The sequence below is a fragment of the Aliinostoc sp. HNIBRCY26 genome, from assembly GCF_050235535.1.
Lineage (GTDB): Bacteria > Cyanobacteriota > Cyanobacteriia > Cyanobacteriales > Nostocaceae > Trichormus.
This window is the reverse complement of the sequence record NZ_CP189852.1, coordinates 2,890,861-2,907,031: the sequence shown is the minus strand read 5'-3', so window position 1 is coordinate 2,907,031 and position 16,171 is coordinate 2,890,861. Positions and strand designations below refer to the sequence as shown.

The following is a 16,171-nucleotide window of genomic DNA, read 5'->3' as shown; positions in this document are numbered from 1 at the left end:
TTATTTTTTCCATTCCCAATCCCCAATCCCCAATCCCCAATCCCCAGTCCCTAATCTCTATGCAAATCAGCGATTATCCCCAAGTTAATTTCTCTTCAGTCCCTCGCATTGCTTCCGTACATCGCACCACTGGTGAAACTGATGTACAAGTGAGCATCAACTTAGATGGTAGTGGTATTTGCAAAGTCGAAACGGGTGTTCCGTTTTTGGATCATATGCTGCATCAGATTGCTTCCCACGGCTTAATTGATTTGGAGGTGAAAGCTACAGGAGACTGGGAAATTGATGACCACCACACTAACGAAGATGTGGGTATTACCTTGGGTCAGGCTTTACATAAAGCTTTGGGTGATAGAAAAGGTATTGTCCGCTTTGGTAATTTTTTAGCTCCTTTAGATGAGGCGTTAGTCCAAGTAGCACTAGATTTTTCTGGTCGTCCCCACCTCAGCTATGGTTTAACCATTCCTACCGAACGGGTGGGGACTTACGACACCCAATTGGTGCGAGAATTTTTTGTGGCATTAGTCAACCACAGTCAAATGACGCTGCACATTCGTCAGTTAGATGGTATTAATTCCCATCACATCATTGAAGCGACATTTAAAGCCTTTGCTAGAGCAGTACGCATCGCTGTGGAAGTTGATCCCCGTCGTGCTGGGACTATTCCTAGTTCTAAGGGTGTGCTGTGAGGCTGATTCATCAGGTTTCTGATGATGTGAATCAATTAAATAGAGAAAATCAAATTTTGGGGTGTAAATTTTTGCACCCCTATATGTTTTATTTATAAATTGAACCTAAAACTTTAGCTTTGACTAAAGTAATTTTCAATTATTCCTTAGTTGAAAACTTTAATCCAAAATCCAAAATTTTTTAAATCCATTCATCAATAATTAACTATGGAAGCAAACGTTTTTACTGCGGTTATCTTACCTATAGCCTTGGCTATCATGATGTTGGGAATGGGTTTATCTCTTGTACCGGAAGATTTTCAACGGATCAGGAAATATCCCAAGGCTGTGTCAGTTGGCTTAATTAGTCAGTTAGTGTTCTTACCTGCGATTGGCTTTGTGATTGCGAAAGTGATCCCTATGGAACCTGCGATCGCAGTCGGACTAATTATCGTCGCAATATGTCCTGGCGGCCCCTCCTCAAACGTTATTACATATTTGGCTAAGGGTGATGTTGCTCTTTCCGTGACACTGACTGCGGCTAGCAGTGTGATTACAGTATTTACAATTCCCGTTTTGGCTAACCTAGCCTTACAGCACTTCATGGGACAAACAGCCGCGATCGCGCTTCCCATTGTCTCAACCATCACGCAAATTTTCCTGGTGACAATTTTACCCGTAGTCTTGGGGATGACTTTAAAACAAATATTCCCAGACGTTGCCCGTCGTCTAGAAAAAGTCACCAGTAAATTAGCGATCGCCTTACTGGCAACAATTATTCTCTTGTTGGTAATTCGCGAGTGGAATCGTCTCCCTGGCTTCATTGTGCAAGTTGGAGTCGGCGTTGTTCTCTTAAATACCCTTGCAATGGCAGCAGGATTTTATACTAGTAAACTCTCAAAATTAAATCCTGCCCAACAAATCTGCATTGCGATTGAAGTCGGCCTGCAAAATGGGACACTTGCCCTAGCAATTACCGCCGGACTACTCAAAAATCCCGACATGGCAGTCCCAGCAGCAGTTTACAGTTTATTCATGAACATTACAGGGTTTATGGCAATTGGTTATGGCAGAAAACTAGCTGCGATCGCCCCAGTGCAAAAACCCATAGAGAGTAAGGTTTAGATTGGGGACTGGGGACTGGGGATTGGGGATTGGGGATTGGGGATTGGGGAACAGAGGAAAAATACTAATGAGTAATGAGTAATGACTATTGACTATTGACTATTGACTATTGACTATTGACTATTGACTATTGACCATTGACTATTGACTATTAACCACTTGGAGCCGATCGCAGTTATCCTATTGAGTAACTTGTTACCAACGCTGTGTTAATTCAACTGAGATGAAATCTGTTAAAGACACTGCTGATGCTCAATTGACTACTGAAGATGTTCCGCCAGTAGTTATCACTTCCGGTTTAAGAAAGGTATATCGTACAGGCTTTTGGATGAATCAACAGGTTGTCTCCCTCAAAGGCTGTTCTTTGACGGTTTATCAGGGTGAAACTTTTGGTTTACTGGGGCCGAATGGAGCAGGGAAAACTACTCTGTTAAAATTGCTACTAGGAATTATCCGCCCTAGTGCTGGTAGAGGTTTACTGTTGGGTCAACCTTTAGGCGATCGCCAAGTTAAACAACACATCGGCTATTTAAGTGAAAACCCTTATTTGTATGAGTATCTTACAGGCTGGGAGTTTTTAGAGTTAGCCGCCGGTTTATTTGAGATCCCTGCGAGTGTGCAACGTCAACGCATTCCCGAACTACTGGATTTAGTGGGTTTATCTCAAACTGATGCACGCAAAAAACAGATGCGTCGCTACTCGAAAGGAATGTTACAACGGGTGGGGATGGCGCAGGCTTTGATTAATGACCCAGAATTAATCTTTCTAGATGAGCCAATGTCAGGACTAGATCCTTTAGGACGTTACCGGATGCGGGAAATTATTTTGTCGCTCAAAGCTGCCGGTAAGACGATATTCTTTAATAGTCATATTTTGAGTGAAGTGGAACAGATTTGCGATCGCATCGCTATTTTGTCCCAAGGTGAATTAGTCTGTGTAGGTTCTCTAGGGGAACTATTAGGCCAAGATGAAACATATCATGTCAAAGGTGAGGGTGGCGATTGGGCAATTCTCAAAAAATGGCTACCTAGTATAGTTTTTGAACCTGACGGTTCTTGGCATGGTGTCTTACAAGGTGATTACTATGATTTTCTCTCTAGTTTGCGCTTGATGGATGGCAAGATTATTACACTTAATTTATCTCGCCAATCTTTAGAAGAGTTTTTTATACAACAAATTAGTCAAAAATCAGGGAACAGGGAATAGAAAATAAACAACAGGGAAAAATTTATCAATCTCTTATTGTGTGTTTTTTGACTAAAATCACATATTAGGGATAAAAATCTGCTGTATATTTATTGTCCTGAATTATTCAAATGTATAACCTTAGATGGGTTTACAAGTAACTAATTAAAAATATAAATTGCTCAAGTGATTACATCTTGGTTGACATAATATTTAGCTGTCATTTAAACACTAATAGCTTTGATTAATTAGGAGATATATAAGTTGTTTTTGCTACATTAACCAAAACTAGAGATCATATAAGATTTGCGCTTGAATACTTGACAAAACTAGCTTCTAAAATGATTGATCTCCGTTCCTATTTCACTGTTACCTACTCCAGCAGGTCATTTAAAACGTCAATCAAATCCATAGATTCCATTGTGCTTCATTAAAAATTCAACAACCTAGTCAAAATATTCTTCCGGAAAAGAAGGCTTTTTTAGGAAAATGAGATTGTCGGGAAACCTAAATACTTAAGTATAGTCAAGATTAAAATGTTTAGACAATACTTTAACACTTGTAGTCTCAGAGTCTAAGGTAAATATGGTTAACGCAGGTTCGCTGAAATTTCTAGCCCAGCCAGCTGTGGGTGCAGCTTTATTAACAGCTGTTCATCTCATTTTGCCGTCTGCCAGTTTAGCTCAGGGACAGCCAGTATTTCCCAATCCCCAAACAGTACCTCGGATTAACCAACCCGTATCCACGCCTATCCAACAACCAGATACAAATTATCTGTTAGGTGGTGGAGACCTCATCCGTGTCAATGTTTTTGAAGTGCCTGAATATACGGGTGAATATCAAATTCCGCCCGGTGGTGCAATTAACTTACCTCTAATTGGTAGCGTTTCTGTTCTGGGTTTAACCACCGAACAAGCGGCTGATATTATTACCGAAAAATATCGTAAATTTCTGAAACGTCCCCAAATTTCTATTAATCTTTTATCTCCACGCCCGATTAATATTTTGGTTGCAGGAGAAGTTACCCGTCCTGGTGCTTATACACTCAGTTTGCAAGGTGGTGCAGGTAACAATCCAGGGGTACAGTATCCCACGGTCTTAGCTGCATTGACGACAGCACAGGGAGTTACCTTAGCAGCCGATGTTACTAAAGTGCAGCTTAAACGTAAAACTGGACGTTCTGGTGAGCAATTGGTAACGCTCAATCTCAAGGAACTCATCCAAACTGGTAATACTGCCCAAGATATCACCCTACGGGATGGCGATGTGATAGTTGTGCCAACAGCCACTACTTTTAACGTGGCAGAGGCGCGCAATTTATTTGCAGCCAACTTTGCAGCCAGCCAAACTGCACCTCGCACCATCGCCATCATTGGTGAAGTTTACCGTCCAGGTTCTTACCTAGTTTCCGCAGGTTCGACAGATGGACAAAATGGCACTGCTGCTGGCTCTGGGTTGCCCAATGTGTCACGAGCTATTCAATTAGCGGGTGGGATTACATCCCAAGCTGACATTCGTAATATTAAGCTACGTCGCCCCACCAGAACAGGTTCAGAACAAACTGTAGATATTAATCTCTGGGAATTATTGAAAAATGGCGATGTCAATCAAGACGTAATCGTGCAGGATGGAGACACGATTGTCATTCCGACAGCCAAAGAAATTAGTCCAGCAGAAGCTACTCAATTAGCAACAACAACTTTATCTCCTGCCAAAATTCAAGTCGGGGTAGTGGGTGAAGTTAAACAGCCGGGAGCAGTGGAATTACAAGCGAATAGTTCCTTAAACCAAGCTCTACTAGCAGCTGGTGGTTTTAACGATGCTAGAGCGCGTAAGGGCAGTGTAGAGTTGATTCGCTTGAACCCCAACGGTTCAGTAACTAAGCGTGAGATTAAAGTTGACTTCAGTCAAGGAATTAATGACCAAACTAATCCTATTCTCCGCAATAATGATGTGGTTGTAGTTAACCGTTCTGGTCTCGCCAGAACTACTGATGGTCTCAACATCGTAGCAGGGCCTCTGGGTATTATCTTTAATATGTTGAGATTTTTCGGAATTTAATTTCAAAAACACTGATGCCAATTCGCAATTCGCAATTCGCAATTCGCAATTCGCAACGATGCTCCCGTCGCGCTACGAAGACAGCAATGGAATTTGTCCCGTTACGCTAACACAATTGAGACATCCTGACTTGACAAGGGTTTCTGAACTGGGATTTGTATCAGAATTTTAATGAATTGGTATGAGCAGTTGGGGACGGAAGTTAACTACTTTCGTCCCCATTGCTATTTTGAGAGTAATGAGTGCTGAGTAATGAGTAATGAGTAATGAGTGTTTAGTAATCAATTCCACCTTGTCTACCTTGTCCCCAGCCCCCAGTCCCCAATCCCCAGTCCCCAATCCCCAGTCCCCAATCCCCAAGCTCAACAAAAGTCTCTCAACATTTTGTGGTTTACTGGTGATGATGTCGATATAACTATAATTGTTGACTACTCAGTTTATAAAGTTACAAGTTAAAAACTCAAAACATTAGACTGAAGTGTAAAACATGGTAGTACCATGTCCTTTAAACTAAAATCTCCTTAAAAGCTAATAGGAGCATATATGGAGCCAATTATTGCTGTAGTCTTAGCACTGATAGCCTATGCCTTGGGATCTGCCAAAATCATCAATGAAGGTAATGCAGCCCTTGTGGAACGTTTGGGCAGAAAACACCGTACACTGACACCAGGTTTAAACTTTGTGGTGCCTTTGGTGGATCAGATTGTGATGGAAGATACCACACGAGAGCAGTTCATTGACATTAAACCCCAGAACATCATTACAAAAGACAATATTTATTTAGAAGTTGATGCTGTGTTGTTCTGGCGCATCAAAGATATAGAGAAAAGCTTTTACGCAATTGAAGATTTGCAAGGTTCTCTGACACAGCTAGCTACAACCACACTACGAGAAATTATTGCTCGGAATACTGTGGAAGAAACTAATGTGACAAGGGCGGAGATGGATAAAGCCATCTTAGATCAGTTGAACAGTACAACCCTTGACTGGGGTGTTGAGATTATTCGCTTAGACATTCAAAGAATTACACCACCAGAGAGTGTGCGTAAATCAATGGAAGAAGAACGCGCTGCGGAAATTAAAAAACGGGCGTTGATTACGGAAGCTGAGGCAGAAAGACAAGCTGCAATTAAGAAAGCGGAAGGAACTATGACTTCCATGCAGATTATTGCGGAAGGTTTACGTAGTAATCCTGAAAGTAAGGAAATTCTGCGGTATTTGGTGGCGCAAGATTATATTAATGCTAGCTACAGGCTAGGAGAAAGCCCAAATGCCAAGGTTGTGTTTGTAGATCCTGGTAAAAGTGGTGAATTGATGAAGGAAGTAATTGCGGAATCAACTACCACTGAAGGGAATGGGAAAAGTTCTGAACATGGTTAGGGAGTGCTGAGTGCTGAGTGTTGAGTGCTGAGTGCTGAGTGTTGGGAATCATTCACCAAACTAAATGGGTGTCGGTAAGCCAATCGCCATTCATTTTTCCAGACTCATTCGCTTGTAGTAAGGGCTTTAGCCCTGGCTGTATGCAGCTTAAATGATTCTGGAAGAGGTTACAAATCTGGGTTTTTAATCCAAAATCCAAAACTTGTACTGAGCTTGTCGAAGTATCCAAAATCCAAAATTGGGTATGATTCAGTTTCTAACTAATTTCCCTAAATATGGCATCTGCAACTAGGGAAACATCGCTGATTTCTTTGACATCATGAATGCGGAGGATATCAGCACCATTGAAGATGGCTGCACAACAAGCCGCAGCTGTTCCCCAGACTCTGGCTTTTGGATCTGGTTGATTTAAAATGCGTCCGATAAAACTTTTGCGGGAGACTCCTACTAAGATAGGACAATTAAGCGATCGCAATTCTTCTAAGCGGCGCAAAATTTCTAAGTTCTGTTCATAGTTCTTGGCAAAACCAATACCAGGATCAATGATGATTTTGGTAGGATCAATGCCTAAATCGGTGGCTATGGCTATCTGTTTAGCCAAAAAACTCGCAATTTCTTTGACTACATCCTGATAATTAGTCATTTGTTGCATTGTCTGGGGTGTCCCTTGGATGTGCATCAAGATAATGGGTACACCTAAACTGGCTGCTGTGGGTAACATTTGCTCGTCAAATGTACCGCCAGAAATATCATTAATAATATCTGCGCCAGCTTCTACAGATGCTTTTGCAATATCAGCCCTAGTTGTATCTACTGATATGGGTACAGAAATTTCTGGTCGCAATGCCTCAATAACTGGCAGCACCCTGTTGAGTTCATCTTCTAGGCTAATTTGCTCTGCTCCAGGCCTGGTGGATTGTCCACCGACATCGATAATATCAGCACCGGCTGAAACCATTGCTTGGGCTTGGGATAAAGCCGCCGCAATATTATTAAATTCACCACCATCACTAAAACTATCAGGAGTAATGTTTAATACTCCCATTAGATAGGTACGCTGTCCCCAATCGAAACAGCGATCGCGTATGATTAAACCCATAAATAAATCAAGTCGCAATGGAATCGTCCTGCTAGGGGACTTCCAATTAAAAGAATATACAATTACCTTAATGGCAAGGGGGCAGGGAGCAGGGGGAAAGTACAGTTGTTTTGAGATAAATTGGATAGTTTATTCTCTGGAAGTCGTTAGACTAACAGAAATCGGCAGTTATTGACACTACCCAATCCCCAATCCCCAATCCCCAATCCCCAGTCCCCAACTACTGATGATAATTAACAATACGAGCAAAACTCGCAGGTTCTAGACTTGCACCACCCACCAGCACACCATCAATTTCTGGTTGTGCCATAATTTCATCAATGTTGTTTGGTTTTACTGAACCACCGTATTGGATGGGAACATTGGGATTCTTTAACTGATTGCGAATCAAGCCAATGACGCGGTTAGCTTCTGTGGCTTCACAGGTGTCACCAGTACCAATAGCCCAAATTGGTTCGTAAGCAATTACTAAATTGTCTTGATCAACATTTACTAGGTCTTGTTCTAGTTGGCTGATGATCAATGATTCTGTTTCGCCAGCGTCTCGCTGTTGCTTAGTTTCGCCTACACAAAGAATGGGGGTTAAACCGTGTTTTTGGGCAGCTTTCAAGCGCAAATTCACAGTTTGGTCTGTTTCGCCAAAATATTGTCGGCGTTCGCTATGACCGACGATGACATAACGTACACCAAGTTCTACCAACATGGGGCCAGAAATTTCACCAGTGTACGCACCACTTTCTTCCCAATGGACGTTTTGCGCTCCCAATTGTACAAGGCTACCGTGTAAACTCTTGGATAAAACGCTGAGATCAGTGAACGGAGGACATAGAATCACTTCCCTTTCGGAAGGTGTTTCTTGTAAGGATGGCAGAAACCCTGTCAAAAACTCTTGTGTTTCTGCCTGGGTTTTGAACATTTTCCAGTTACCGGCAATAACGATTTTTCGCACAGGTGATTTAGTCAAGTTCTTAACGCTACTAGATGCACTTTTCAGTCTAAAACTTTTTGGGATGTAATTAGCATCTTAATTCCATTTCGCGTGAAACCTGATACACATAGATTTGCTGTTTGATTCTTAATTTTTAATAAAAACCTCGACAGTAGCAAATAGTCATCTTATGATTGGGTAATCAGCTTGATGTTTGACAAGTCGAAGCGGGGTCAAAAACCCTGGGGATTCGTCAAAATCGCCAGAACCTTGACAATATAATAATTACAGCGTTTCGATAATTGGAAAAGTTGAGAATTATTCGCAATAAGATGGGCTGAAATCGACCTAATTTTGCGATTCGTCAAAATGCTTCCCAGGAAGCTTGCTCTATCTCAGTTTCAGTACCGAGCAGTTTCCACAAACCTTTTCCCCGCAAGGGGACTGAAACAATAATCAGAACTTTCTAATACCAATTTAATATGAAGTTGCATATAATAGGGGGAGGTAAATGTGATAAGTCCTCAGACCTATGAGCCGCCCGTTTAAGATAGAAATCGTGGAGAGCGAAGAAGAACTCAAAAAACGCCTGCAAACAGCCAGTGAAGGTAGCCAAAAAGAAAAGCTACAGATGTTGTGGTGGCTCAAGAGTGGGCAGGTAAAGGAGCAGCAAGAAATTGGAAAACGCTTGGCCAGAGATACTTCGACGGTGACGAGATGGTTACAGAGGTATAGAGGGGGTGGATTGTCTGAGTTATTAGCAGTGAAGAAAGCACCAGGGGCAAAACGAAAAATTACTGAAGAGGCGATCGCTTCATTAAAGCAAGAGTTGGAAACAGGAGAAGGATTTAGCAGTTACGGAGCAATAGTCGAGTGGTTGAAACTCAAACATGGATTGGATATCGAGTATGGAACAGTCTATGACTGGGTGAGATATCGTTTAGGAGCGAAACTCAAAGTACCACGACCCCAAAGCTATCAGCAGGATGAAAAACTCAGAGCCGAATTTAAAAAAAACTCGGTGTGCTGATAGTTAGTCTCGAACAACTGCTAGCACCAGGTAAAACTGTGCGCTACCTGTGTCAAGATGAAACGAGAGTGGGACTCAAAACCCTCACAGGCAAAGTAATTACAGCTAGAGGAGTTAAACCTACTGTTGAGGTGAAATGGCTGCGGGAAAATTTTTGGATTTATGGTGCAATTGAACCGTTGACTGGAAAGCATTTCCAGCATGAATACCCCAAACTCAATGGCGACTATTTTCAGCAGTTTTTAGACTGGCTATCTGAACAATTAGGCTCCGATTACGCCATTTTACAGATTGATCAAGCTCCTGCCCATACTAGTTCTACGATTCGTTGGCCAGACAATATTATTCCTCTACTACAACCATCTCATTCTCCCGAACTTAATCCCATCGAGAGGCTTTGGCAATTTCTCAAAAAATCTCTCAAAAATGTACTTTTCTCTTCTTTACAAGATTTACGTGAGCGCATTCAGCAGCTATTTGACCAATTAACTTTTGAACAAGTCATGTCTGTGTCTTCTTATGACTTTATTTTAGAAGCTCTTTTATATGCAGCTTCATATTAAATTGGTATAACGCATTTAATTTTAGTTTCCACAAACCTTTTCCCCGCAAGGGGACTGAAACAGCTTACGAATCCCCAAAGGCACTAAGCCTCTTTCGTTTCCACAAACCTTTTCCCCGCAAGGGGACTGAAACAAACTTTAAAACCGTGTTCACTTCGTCCCCAATCCACAAGTTTCCACAAACCTTTTCCCCGCAAGGGGACTGAAACACTCCCGCTTTACCTAGAATTCCCGACTTATGGCAAAGTTTCCACAAACCTTTTCCCCGCAAGGGGACTGAAACTAAGATGTTAGAGTTAGGATAGCATCTTATATAAGGTTTCCACAAACCTTTTCCCCGCAAGGGGACTGAAACTTGTCAACGGCAGTTTGAACATCTGGTGGAACGGTTCCAAAAGTTTCCAAACACCTTTTCCCCGCAAGGGGACTGAAACCCGTAAACCATAGTGTTAACTACTACGTCACCTTGGTAAAGTTTCTATCAACCATTTCCCCGCAAGGGGACTGAAACGATAATACTGATAAATCACCGCTAAATTGACGGTTTGCCTTTCCATTAACCATTTCCCCGTAAGGGGGCTAAAACATCAGCAGACAATTAGCGATGAATACCGTTTCTAGTGAACAAAATATCTAACCATGCCCTACAGTCAATTTACAATTGAGCGAGTAAAACAAGATTTTCAACTGAATACAGTAGAGGGAGTGCGCTTTTTTCCTGGCACAATCGAAACTATCCAGCCTAGCCCCAGATTACAAGCTATTTTAGAGGATTTACCTTGGGCGATCGCTGTTGATACGGAAAAAGCACGTTCTCAGGTCATTATCAATTTTGAGTTCTTTGGTAGGTTGAATAATTTGATGTAAAGTGAGACGTGTGGCGGCTTTACTCACACATCTACTGTATGCAACCCCATTTATTAGAAGATTTAAGTCATCAAATCATTCCCAAACCACCGATACTAACAAGTAAAGCATCTGGATGGCAAAATGTTTTTTTGGCTTATTATCAACATCCAGGGGCAGAAATTAATCAGCATAATATCCCGTTTCATATATTAGAAATTATAGATTCTAACTCTAGTTCAGACCATGAACGCCGCTTAGATAATCAATTTTTATCTTATAAACTGAGAGGCAATGAAACCTTTTTCTGTCCTGCTCATACTCAGCATTGGACAAGTTGGCGAGAACAACTCAACTTTACAGTGTTAGTATTTGACCCCCAATTATTTGCACAATTAGCTAGTGAAACCTTAGATGATCAGCAAGTAGAATTTCTCCCACAATGGCAAATATTTGATCCCATTGTTCAGACTCTCACCAGCGTACTCAAAGCAGATTTGGAAGCAGGATGTCCCGCAGGTAGATTGTATGGTGAATCCTTTGCGACAGCTTTGATGATTCATTTAATTAAACAATTTACCATATCAAAACTCAATAGCTTTCAGAATTTTGGAACATTACCAAAACATAAACTTAAAATTGTCTTGGATTATATTCAAGCCAATTTAGCTGAAGATATTAGTTTAGACAATTTAGCAGAAGTTGCAGGAATCAGCCAATTTTACTTTGCTAGATTGTTTAAGAAATCAATGCACCTACCACCACATCAATATATTATTAGACAACGCATAGAATTAGCAAAACAATTACTTCAAAAGCCAGAATATAACATTACAGAAATTGCTTTAGAGTGTGGTTTTGCCCATCCAACTCATCTTAGTCGCCATTTTCGCCGCTTAGTTGGGATGTCTCCTAGTGAATTTAGAAAGTTATAGCAAGAATGTGCTGTGTTGGCAAAAACAGGCGCGACTTGATTTGAAGGATATCGCTAAAGTGTGGATTGTTCCACACTAATTCACTCAATTGTATGCTGAATAATCTTCCAGCTAAGATGATAGAACTAAATGGAGTTGAATACTTTGTTAGAGATTCCGGTACGGGGGAAGAAACTGTTTTATTAATTCATGGTTGGCCTGATGACGGCAATTTATGGAAACATCAAATCATCGCTTTATTAGAACATGGATATCGTGTAATTTGTCCAGATTTATTAGGTTACGGTTTAAGTGAAACACCTACAGATATAAGTCGATATCAGTTGGCTAATTTAGTCAATGATATGATTTCCCTGTTAGAAAAATTAGCAGTTACAAAAGTCCATTGTATTGCTCATGATTATGGTGCTGTTATTGGTTGGGAACTAGCAGCACACACAGAAAAATTGCAAACATTTACAGCTATGTCTGTAGGACATTTGGCAGAGTTTTTAACAACATCTCTTGAAAATGTGCAATTTTTGTGGATTTACTTTTTAAATATTCATGATGTCGCACCTCAACTATATCGAGTCAACAATGGTTGCTTACTTCGAGAAGTTCTGCGTAGTCATCCCCACAGAGAGGAGATTTTAGACAATACTCTCAAACCAGGTGCATTAGAAAATATGCAGCGACTAGAAAAAGCCAATCCCGTACCTAATTATTTGCTAACCGCTTTAGCTGGAGAATTACCTGAACCTGTAATAATTCCAGTTCCTACCCTTGGTATTTGGGGTAATCAAGATGAGGTTTTATGGGAGTCACAAATGCAAAATTCTGGAAAATACATCTCAGCAGATTGGCAGTATGAAAAGATTACAGATGCAGGACATTGGTTTATGCTGGAGAAACCACAGCAGGTAAATCAGTTATTACTAAATTGGCTCAAAAAACATTCGCTTGAATTGAATAATAACTAAGGAGTAGAGAGTAGGGAGTAGGGAATGAGACTAAGAAACATAACATTTCATGATTGGTTGTGGTTTTTTAGTGAATAGCTGACTTTAAATTAGGTATTTACTAGACAATTGTGGCTAACTCACTGTCTATGGTTGTCATTCCTAAACTTGCACGAATTTTACTCACTTGTACATCCCAAAACTGATCCCATTTTTGGGCTATCAGTTTACCCTGAGTCTGAGAACCTAGTCTATAGCCGCGAGCTATTTCTGTCATTAAATCATTAAACTTTGTCGGTTGATAAAGACTGATCATTACCATACCAAAACTTACTAACATCACGCTGATAGGAATTGGAGTCTGAGCTAAAACGAATGCTTGGAGTCCAATTTCTCCAATAACATCAGTATCAAATCCCGCAACTACATGATAAATATCATGGGTAGAACGCCACAACATTTTGAGATAGGAAATGTCATCAACTACAGGGACTTTTTTGTAAAAATCAGGGTCGAAACCTCTAGCTTTCATCTCTCTGGCGTAGATATGACCTAAAGTTCCCTCTGGAAAGTTAGCTAATTCATCTAAATCCAAATGTACAGGTAGCCAGCGTTCCTGAAATAATGTATTGACTTCTGGAATTTTCTTTAATTCATCAACTGCTAACTGTGCCATTTCTGTTTGGTCTAGAGCATTCTCAAAGTCAAATACTGGGTCAGTATTACCATTTCTGGGTTTGAGGCTGCTAGCGGCTAAAAATTCAATATAGGCGAGGAGTCCTTTATCGTTGTTGTAGTTAATTACATTATTCATGGTGATTTTGTTAGTTTAATATTTACACGCCAAGTCTAGAGGAAAATATTTACCTCAATTTTTGGCAAGCTAATCAGAATTTTCATGAATCTCCAGAGGTATTTGTAATCATCTTGAATGTTATTTTTAATTTATAAATGACCTTTAAACCGATACAAGTTCAGATAAGTATAAATAAAAACCCCGATTTTTGACATAAATCAGGGTTTTTAAAACTTCAACTATTTTCTTAGCTCAAATATGCTGACTTAAGCATTCACTAAATTTGCACAGTTCAAAACTTTTTCCTGAAGCCATTTGTACCAACTATCTAAACCTGCACCTGTAGTTGCAGAAACTTGAAAAATTTGCATCTGAGGATTAACTTGTTTTGCATATTCTATACAACGCTGTACATCAAAATTAACATAAGGTAATAGGTCAATTTTGGTGAGAATCATAATCTCACTGGCACGGAACATATGCGGGTATTTAATCGGTTTATCTTCGCCTTCTGTCACTGAAAGAATTACAACTTTTGCCTGTTCTCCTAAGTCAAATAAAGCTGGACAAACTAAATTCCCCACATTTTCAATCATCAAGACTGAGTTTAATGGGGGTTTTAGTTGTTGTAGGCCTCTTTCAATCATTGATGCGTCTAAATGACAGCCTGTACCCGTATTAATCTGAACGACTTTACAGCCTGTTTCTTTAATCTTTTGAGCATCATTAATTGTTTCTTGATCACCTTCAATGACATTTATTGGTAATTGATTTTTTAAATCATTAATTGTACGAGTTAACAGTGTGGTTTTCCCCGCACCAGGAGAACTCATTAAATTTAATGCGAAAATATTACGACCTTTAAACCACCCCCGATTTTGGGCAGCTATTAAATTATTCTTACCTAAGATTTCTTGTTCTAAAGATATGGTTGTTCCATGAATTTTTGCATGGATGTGAGATGCTTCATGTTCATGATCATGGGCATGGGTAATTACTGTACCATCAGGTAAAGTATGTGTATGGTGATGAGGATTGTGATTGTGTTCTATTTCCCCTGTTTCTAAGTTAGTAATTTTGCCCTCAGCATCATCAGAACAACCGCAAGTTACACACATACTTCCTCAACCTCTATTTCTTTAATTTTTAGTTCTTCACCAGTGAGAATATCTAAGTGAACGCTACCACATTTACATAGACCAAATGGTTTATCGATGGTAAATTCTGCACCGCATTGGCGACATTTGGCTAAACCAGGAATTTCAATAATTTCTAAGGTTGCACCTTCAAGCAAGGTACCTTGAGTACAAATATCAAAGCAAAAGTTAATCGCCTCTGGCATAATTGCCGAAAGTTTGCCAATTTCTAAAGCAACTCTGCTAACTTTTGAGCCTTTGGCATATTCACTCACAATGGCGACGATATTTTGTGTAATTCCTAGTTCGTGCATGAAAATATCAACTCTTAATTAACAAATTCTGGGTAATTGTTCACCAACTAACATATCAATAATTCTTTCTGTGCCGAAGGCAGTTTTTAATAAAACTACACCGTTAGGCGAATCAATAACCTCACCAATAATACAAGCATTTTTTCCATAAGGATGAGACTGCATAGCAGTTAAAACTGTTTTGGCTTGTTCGCTTTTAACTACTACTAATAATTTGCCTTCATTGGCTAAATATAAAGGATCTAATCCCAAAATCTCACACATTCCTTTCACTTCTTCGCGCACAGGTATAGAGACTTCATTAATACGAATACCGACATTAGAAGTTAAGGCAAATTCATTTAAAACTGTGGCTAATCCTCCCCTGGTTGCGTCGCGCATGGCGTGAATTTCGGGGCAAACATTGAGGATGGTGGCGACTAATTCATGTAGTGGCTGACAATCACTTTCGATGTTCGTATCTAATGCTAATTCGCCACGGGCAATTAAAATTGCTGCACCATGATTTCCTAATTCACCATTAATAATGATGGCATCACCAGGTTGAATATTATGGGCGGAAATGTTAACACCTGCTGGGATAACGCCAATTCCAGTCGTATTAATAAATAATTTATCAGCCGCACCACGATGCACAACTTTAGTGTCACCAGTGACAATTTGCACTCCTGCTGTTTTCGCGGCAATTTTCATACTATTTACGACACGCCGCAAAGTTTCTGTCGGTAATCCTTCTTCTAAAATGACGCTGCAAGTTAAATATAAAGGTTTAGCACCACTCACAGCTAAGTCATTAATGGTACCGTTAATTGCTAGTTCTCCGATGTCGCTACCAGGAAAAAATAAGGGATCTACAACATAGGAATCGGTAGTAAAAGCGAGTCTATCACCATGTAGTAACAGTTGAGATAAATTAAAGCTAGCTTGGTCTTCTAATTGCGAGAGAATGGGGTTATCAAAACTACTGACAAAAATATCATCAATTAAGTCGCGCATGGCTTTACCACCGCTACCATGTGCGAGGGTAATCTGTGTATCTTTGAGTTGATGATGGCGACGACGGTTTTGGGTGATTTTTTGTAATAGTGGGTTAGGTATTGAGTTGGTTTTTGAAACATCCATTTTTTATAATTCGCAGTTTTTAATATGGAATATCTGGTAAG

Annotated in this window: 17 protein-coding genes; 11 read left to right on the top strand and 6 right to left on the bottom strand. The window is 40.2% G+C overall.

Annotation, left to right across the window (positions count from 1 at the left end):
- Positions 1-59 precede the first annotated feature (59 nt).
- The 6 genes from hisB (at position 60) to ACQFX9_RS12390 (ending at position 6,420) form a co-directional block, all read left to right on the top strand.
- Complete coding sequence (hisB, locus tag ACQFX9_RS12415; RefSeq protein ID WP_103138617.1) at positions 60-689, top strand: imidazoleglycerol-phosphate dehydratase HisB; 630 nt, start codon at positions 60-62, stop codon at positions 687-689.
- Positions 690-896: 207 nt separating this feature from the next.
- Positions 897-1,793 (top strand): bile acid:sodium symporter family protein, encoded by an 897-nt coding sequence (locus tag ACQFX9_RS12410; RefSeq protein WP_427162287.1) that lies wholly within the window; start codon positions 897-899, stop codon positions 1,791-1,793.
- 223 nt (positions 1,794-2,016) lie between these two features.
- Positions 2,017-3,000, top strand: a complete 984-nt coding sequence (locus ACQFX9_RS12405) for an ABC transporter ATP-binding protein (protein WP_427162286.1) — start codon at positions 2,017-2,019, stop codon at positions 2,998-3,000.
- Positions 3,001-3,564: 564 nt separating this feature from the next.
- Positions 3,565-5,040, top strand: coding sequence for an SLBB domain-containing protein (locus tag ACQFX9_RS12400; RefSeq protein WP_427162285.1), 1,476 nt, complete (start codon positions 3,565-3,567; stop codon positions 5,038-5,040).
- 259 nt (positions 5,041-5,299) lie between these two features.
- Positions 5,300-5,455, top strand: coding sequence for a hypothetical protein (locus ACQFX9_RS12395; RefSeq protein WP_427162284.1), 156 nt, complete (start codon positions 5,300-5,302; stop codon positions 5,453-5,455).
- A 128-nt stretch (positions 5,456-5,583) separates the two neighbouring features.
- A complete protein-coding gene (locus ACQFX9_RS12390; RefSeq protein WP_236140616.1) occupies positions 5,584-6,420 on the top strand; it encodes an SPFH domain-containing protein in 837 nt (278 codons plus the stop codon).
- A 256-nt stretch (positions 6,421-6,676) separates the two neighbouring features.
- Here the strand turns inward: ACQFX9_RS12390 and folP are convergent, their stop codons facing one another.
- Together folP and tpiA are read right to left on the bottom strand one after the other, a co-directional pair.
- Positions 6,677-7,519: a dihydropteroate synthase gene (folP, locus tag ACQFX9_RS12385; protein ID WP_427162283.1), complete on the bottom strand. Its 843-nt coding sequence runs from the start codon at positions 7,517-7,519 to the stop codon at positions 6,677-6,679.
- Between the two features lie 220 nt (positions 7,520-7,739).
- Positions 7,740-8,468: a triose-phosphate isomerase gene (gene tpiA, locus ACQFX9_RS12380; protein ID WP_427162866.1), complete on the bottom strand. Its 729-nt coding sequence runs from the start codon at positions 8,466-8,468 to the stop codon at positions 7,740-7,742.
- 511 nt (positions 8,469-8,979) lie between these two features.
- Here tpiA and ACQFX9_RS12375 point away from each other — a divergent pair.
- The 5 genes from ACQFX9_RS12375 to ACQFX9_RS12355 all read left to right on the top strand — a co-directional run bounded on the left by ACQFX9_RS12375 (position 8,980) and on the right by ACQFX9_RS12355 (position 12,783).
- Positions 8,980-9,477: a helix-turn-helix domain-containing protein gene (locus ACQFX9_RS12375; protein ID WP_427160742.1), complete on the top strand. Its 498-nt coding sequence runs from the start codon at positions 8,980-8,982 to the stop codon at positions 9,475-9,477.
- Complete coding sequence (locus ACQFX9_RS12370) at positions 9,471-10,040, top strand: IS630 family transposase (RefSeq protein ID WP_427156769.1); 570 nt, start codon at positions 9,471-9,473, stop codon at positions 10,038-10,040. Before ACQFX9_RS12375 ends, ACQFX9_RS12370 begins: the two co-directional genes overlap by 7 nt.
- Before the next feature lie 639 nt (positions 10,041-10,679).
- A complete protein-coding gene (locus ACQFX9_RS12365; protein ID WP_427162282.1) occupies positions 10,680-10,907 on the top strand; it encodes a hypothetical protein in 228 nt (75 codons plus the stop codon).
- Positions 10,908-10,945: 38 nt separating this feature from the next.
- Positions 10,946-11,821, top strand: coding sequence for a helix-turn-helix domain-containing protein (locus ACQFX9_RS12360; RefSeq protein WP_427162281.1), 876 nt, complete (start codon positions 10,946-10,948; stop codon positions 11,819-11,821).
- A gap of 92 nt (positions 11,822-11,913) precedes the next feature.
- Positions 11,914-12,783, top strand: coding sequence for an alpha/beta fold hydrolase (locus ACQFX9_RS12355; RefSeq protein WP_427162280.1), 870 nt, complete (start codon positions 11,914-11,916; stop codon positions 12,781-12,783).
- Positions 12,784-12,883: 100 nt separating this feature from the next.
- Here the strand turns inward: ACQFX9_RS12355 and ACQFX9_RS12350 are convergent, their stop codons facing one another.
- From ACQFX9_RS12350 to hypE, 4 genes are all read right to left on the bottom strand, one after another.
- Positions 12,884-13,576, bottom strand: a complete 693-nt coding sequence (locus ACQFX9_RS12350) for a Coq4 family protein (RefSeq protein ID WP_427162279.1) — start codon at positions 13,574-13,576, stop codon at positions 12,884-12,886.
- A gap of 248 nt (positions 13,577-13,824) precedes the next feature.
- The gene (hypB, locus tag ACQFX9_RS12345; RefSeq protein WP_427162278.1) at positions 13,825-14,676 is read right to left on the bottom strand and encodes a hydrogenase nickel incorporation protein HypB; all 852 of its coding nucleotides are present in this window, start codon (positions 14,674-14,676) and stop codon (positions 13,825-13,827) included.
- Positions 14,667-15,008, bottom strand: coding sequence for a hydrogenase maturation nickel metallochaperone HypA (gene hypA / locus ACQFX9_RS12340; RefSeq protein WP_427162277.1), 342 nt, complete (start codon positions 15,006-15,008; stop codon positions 14,667-14,669). Before hypA ends, hypB begins: the two co-directional genes overlap by 10 nt.
- 18 nt (positions 15,009-15,026) lie before the next feature.
- Positions 15,027-16,130, bottom strand: coding sequence for a hydrogenase expression/formation protein HypE (hypE, locus tag ACQFX9_RS12335; protein ID WP_427162276.1), 1,104 nt, complete (start codon positions 16,128-16,130; stop codon positions 15,027-15,029).
- Positions 16,131-16,171: the final 41 nt, after the last annotated feature.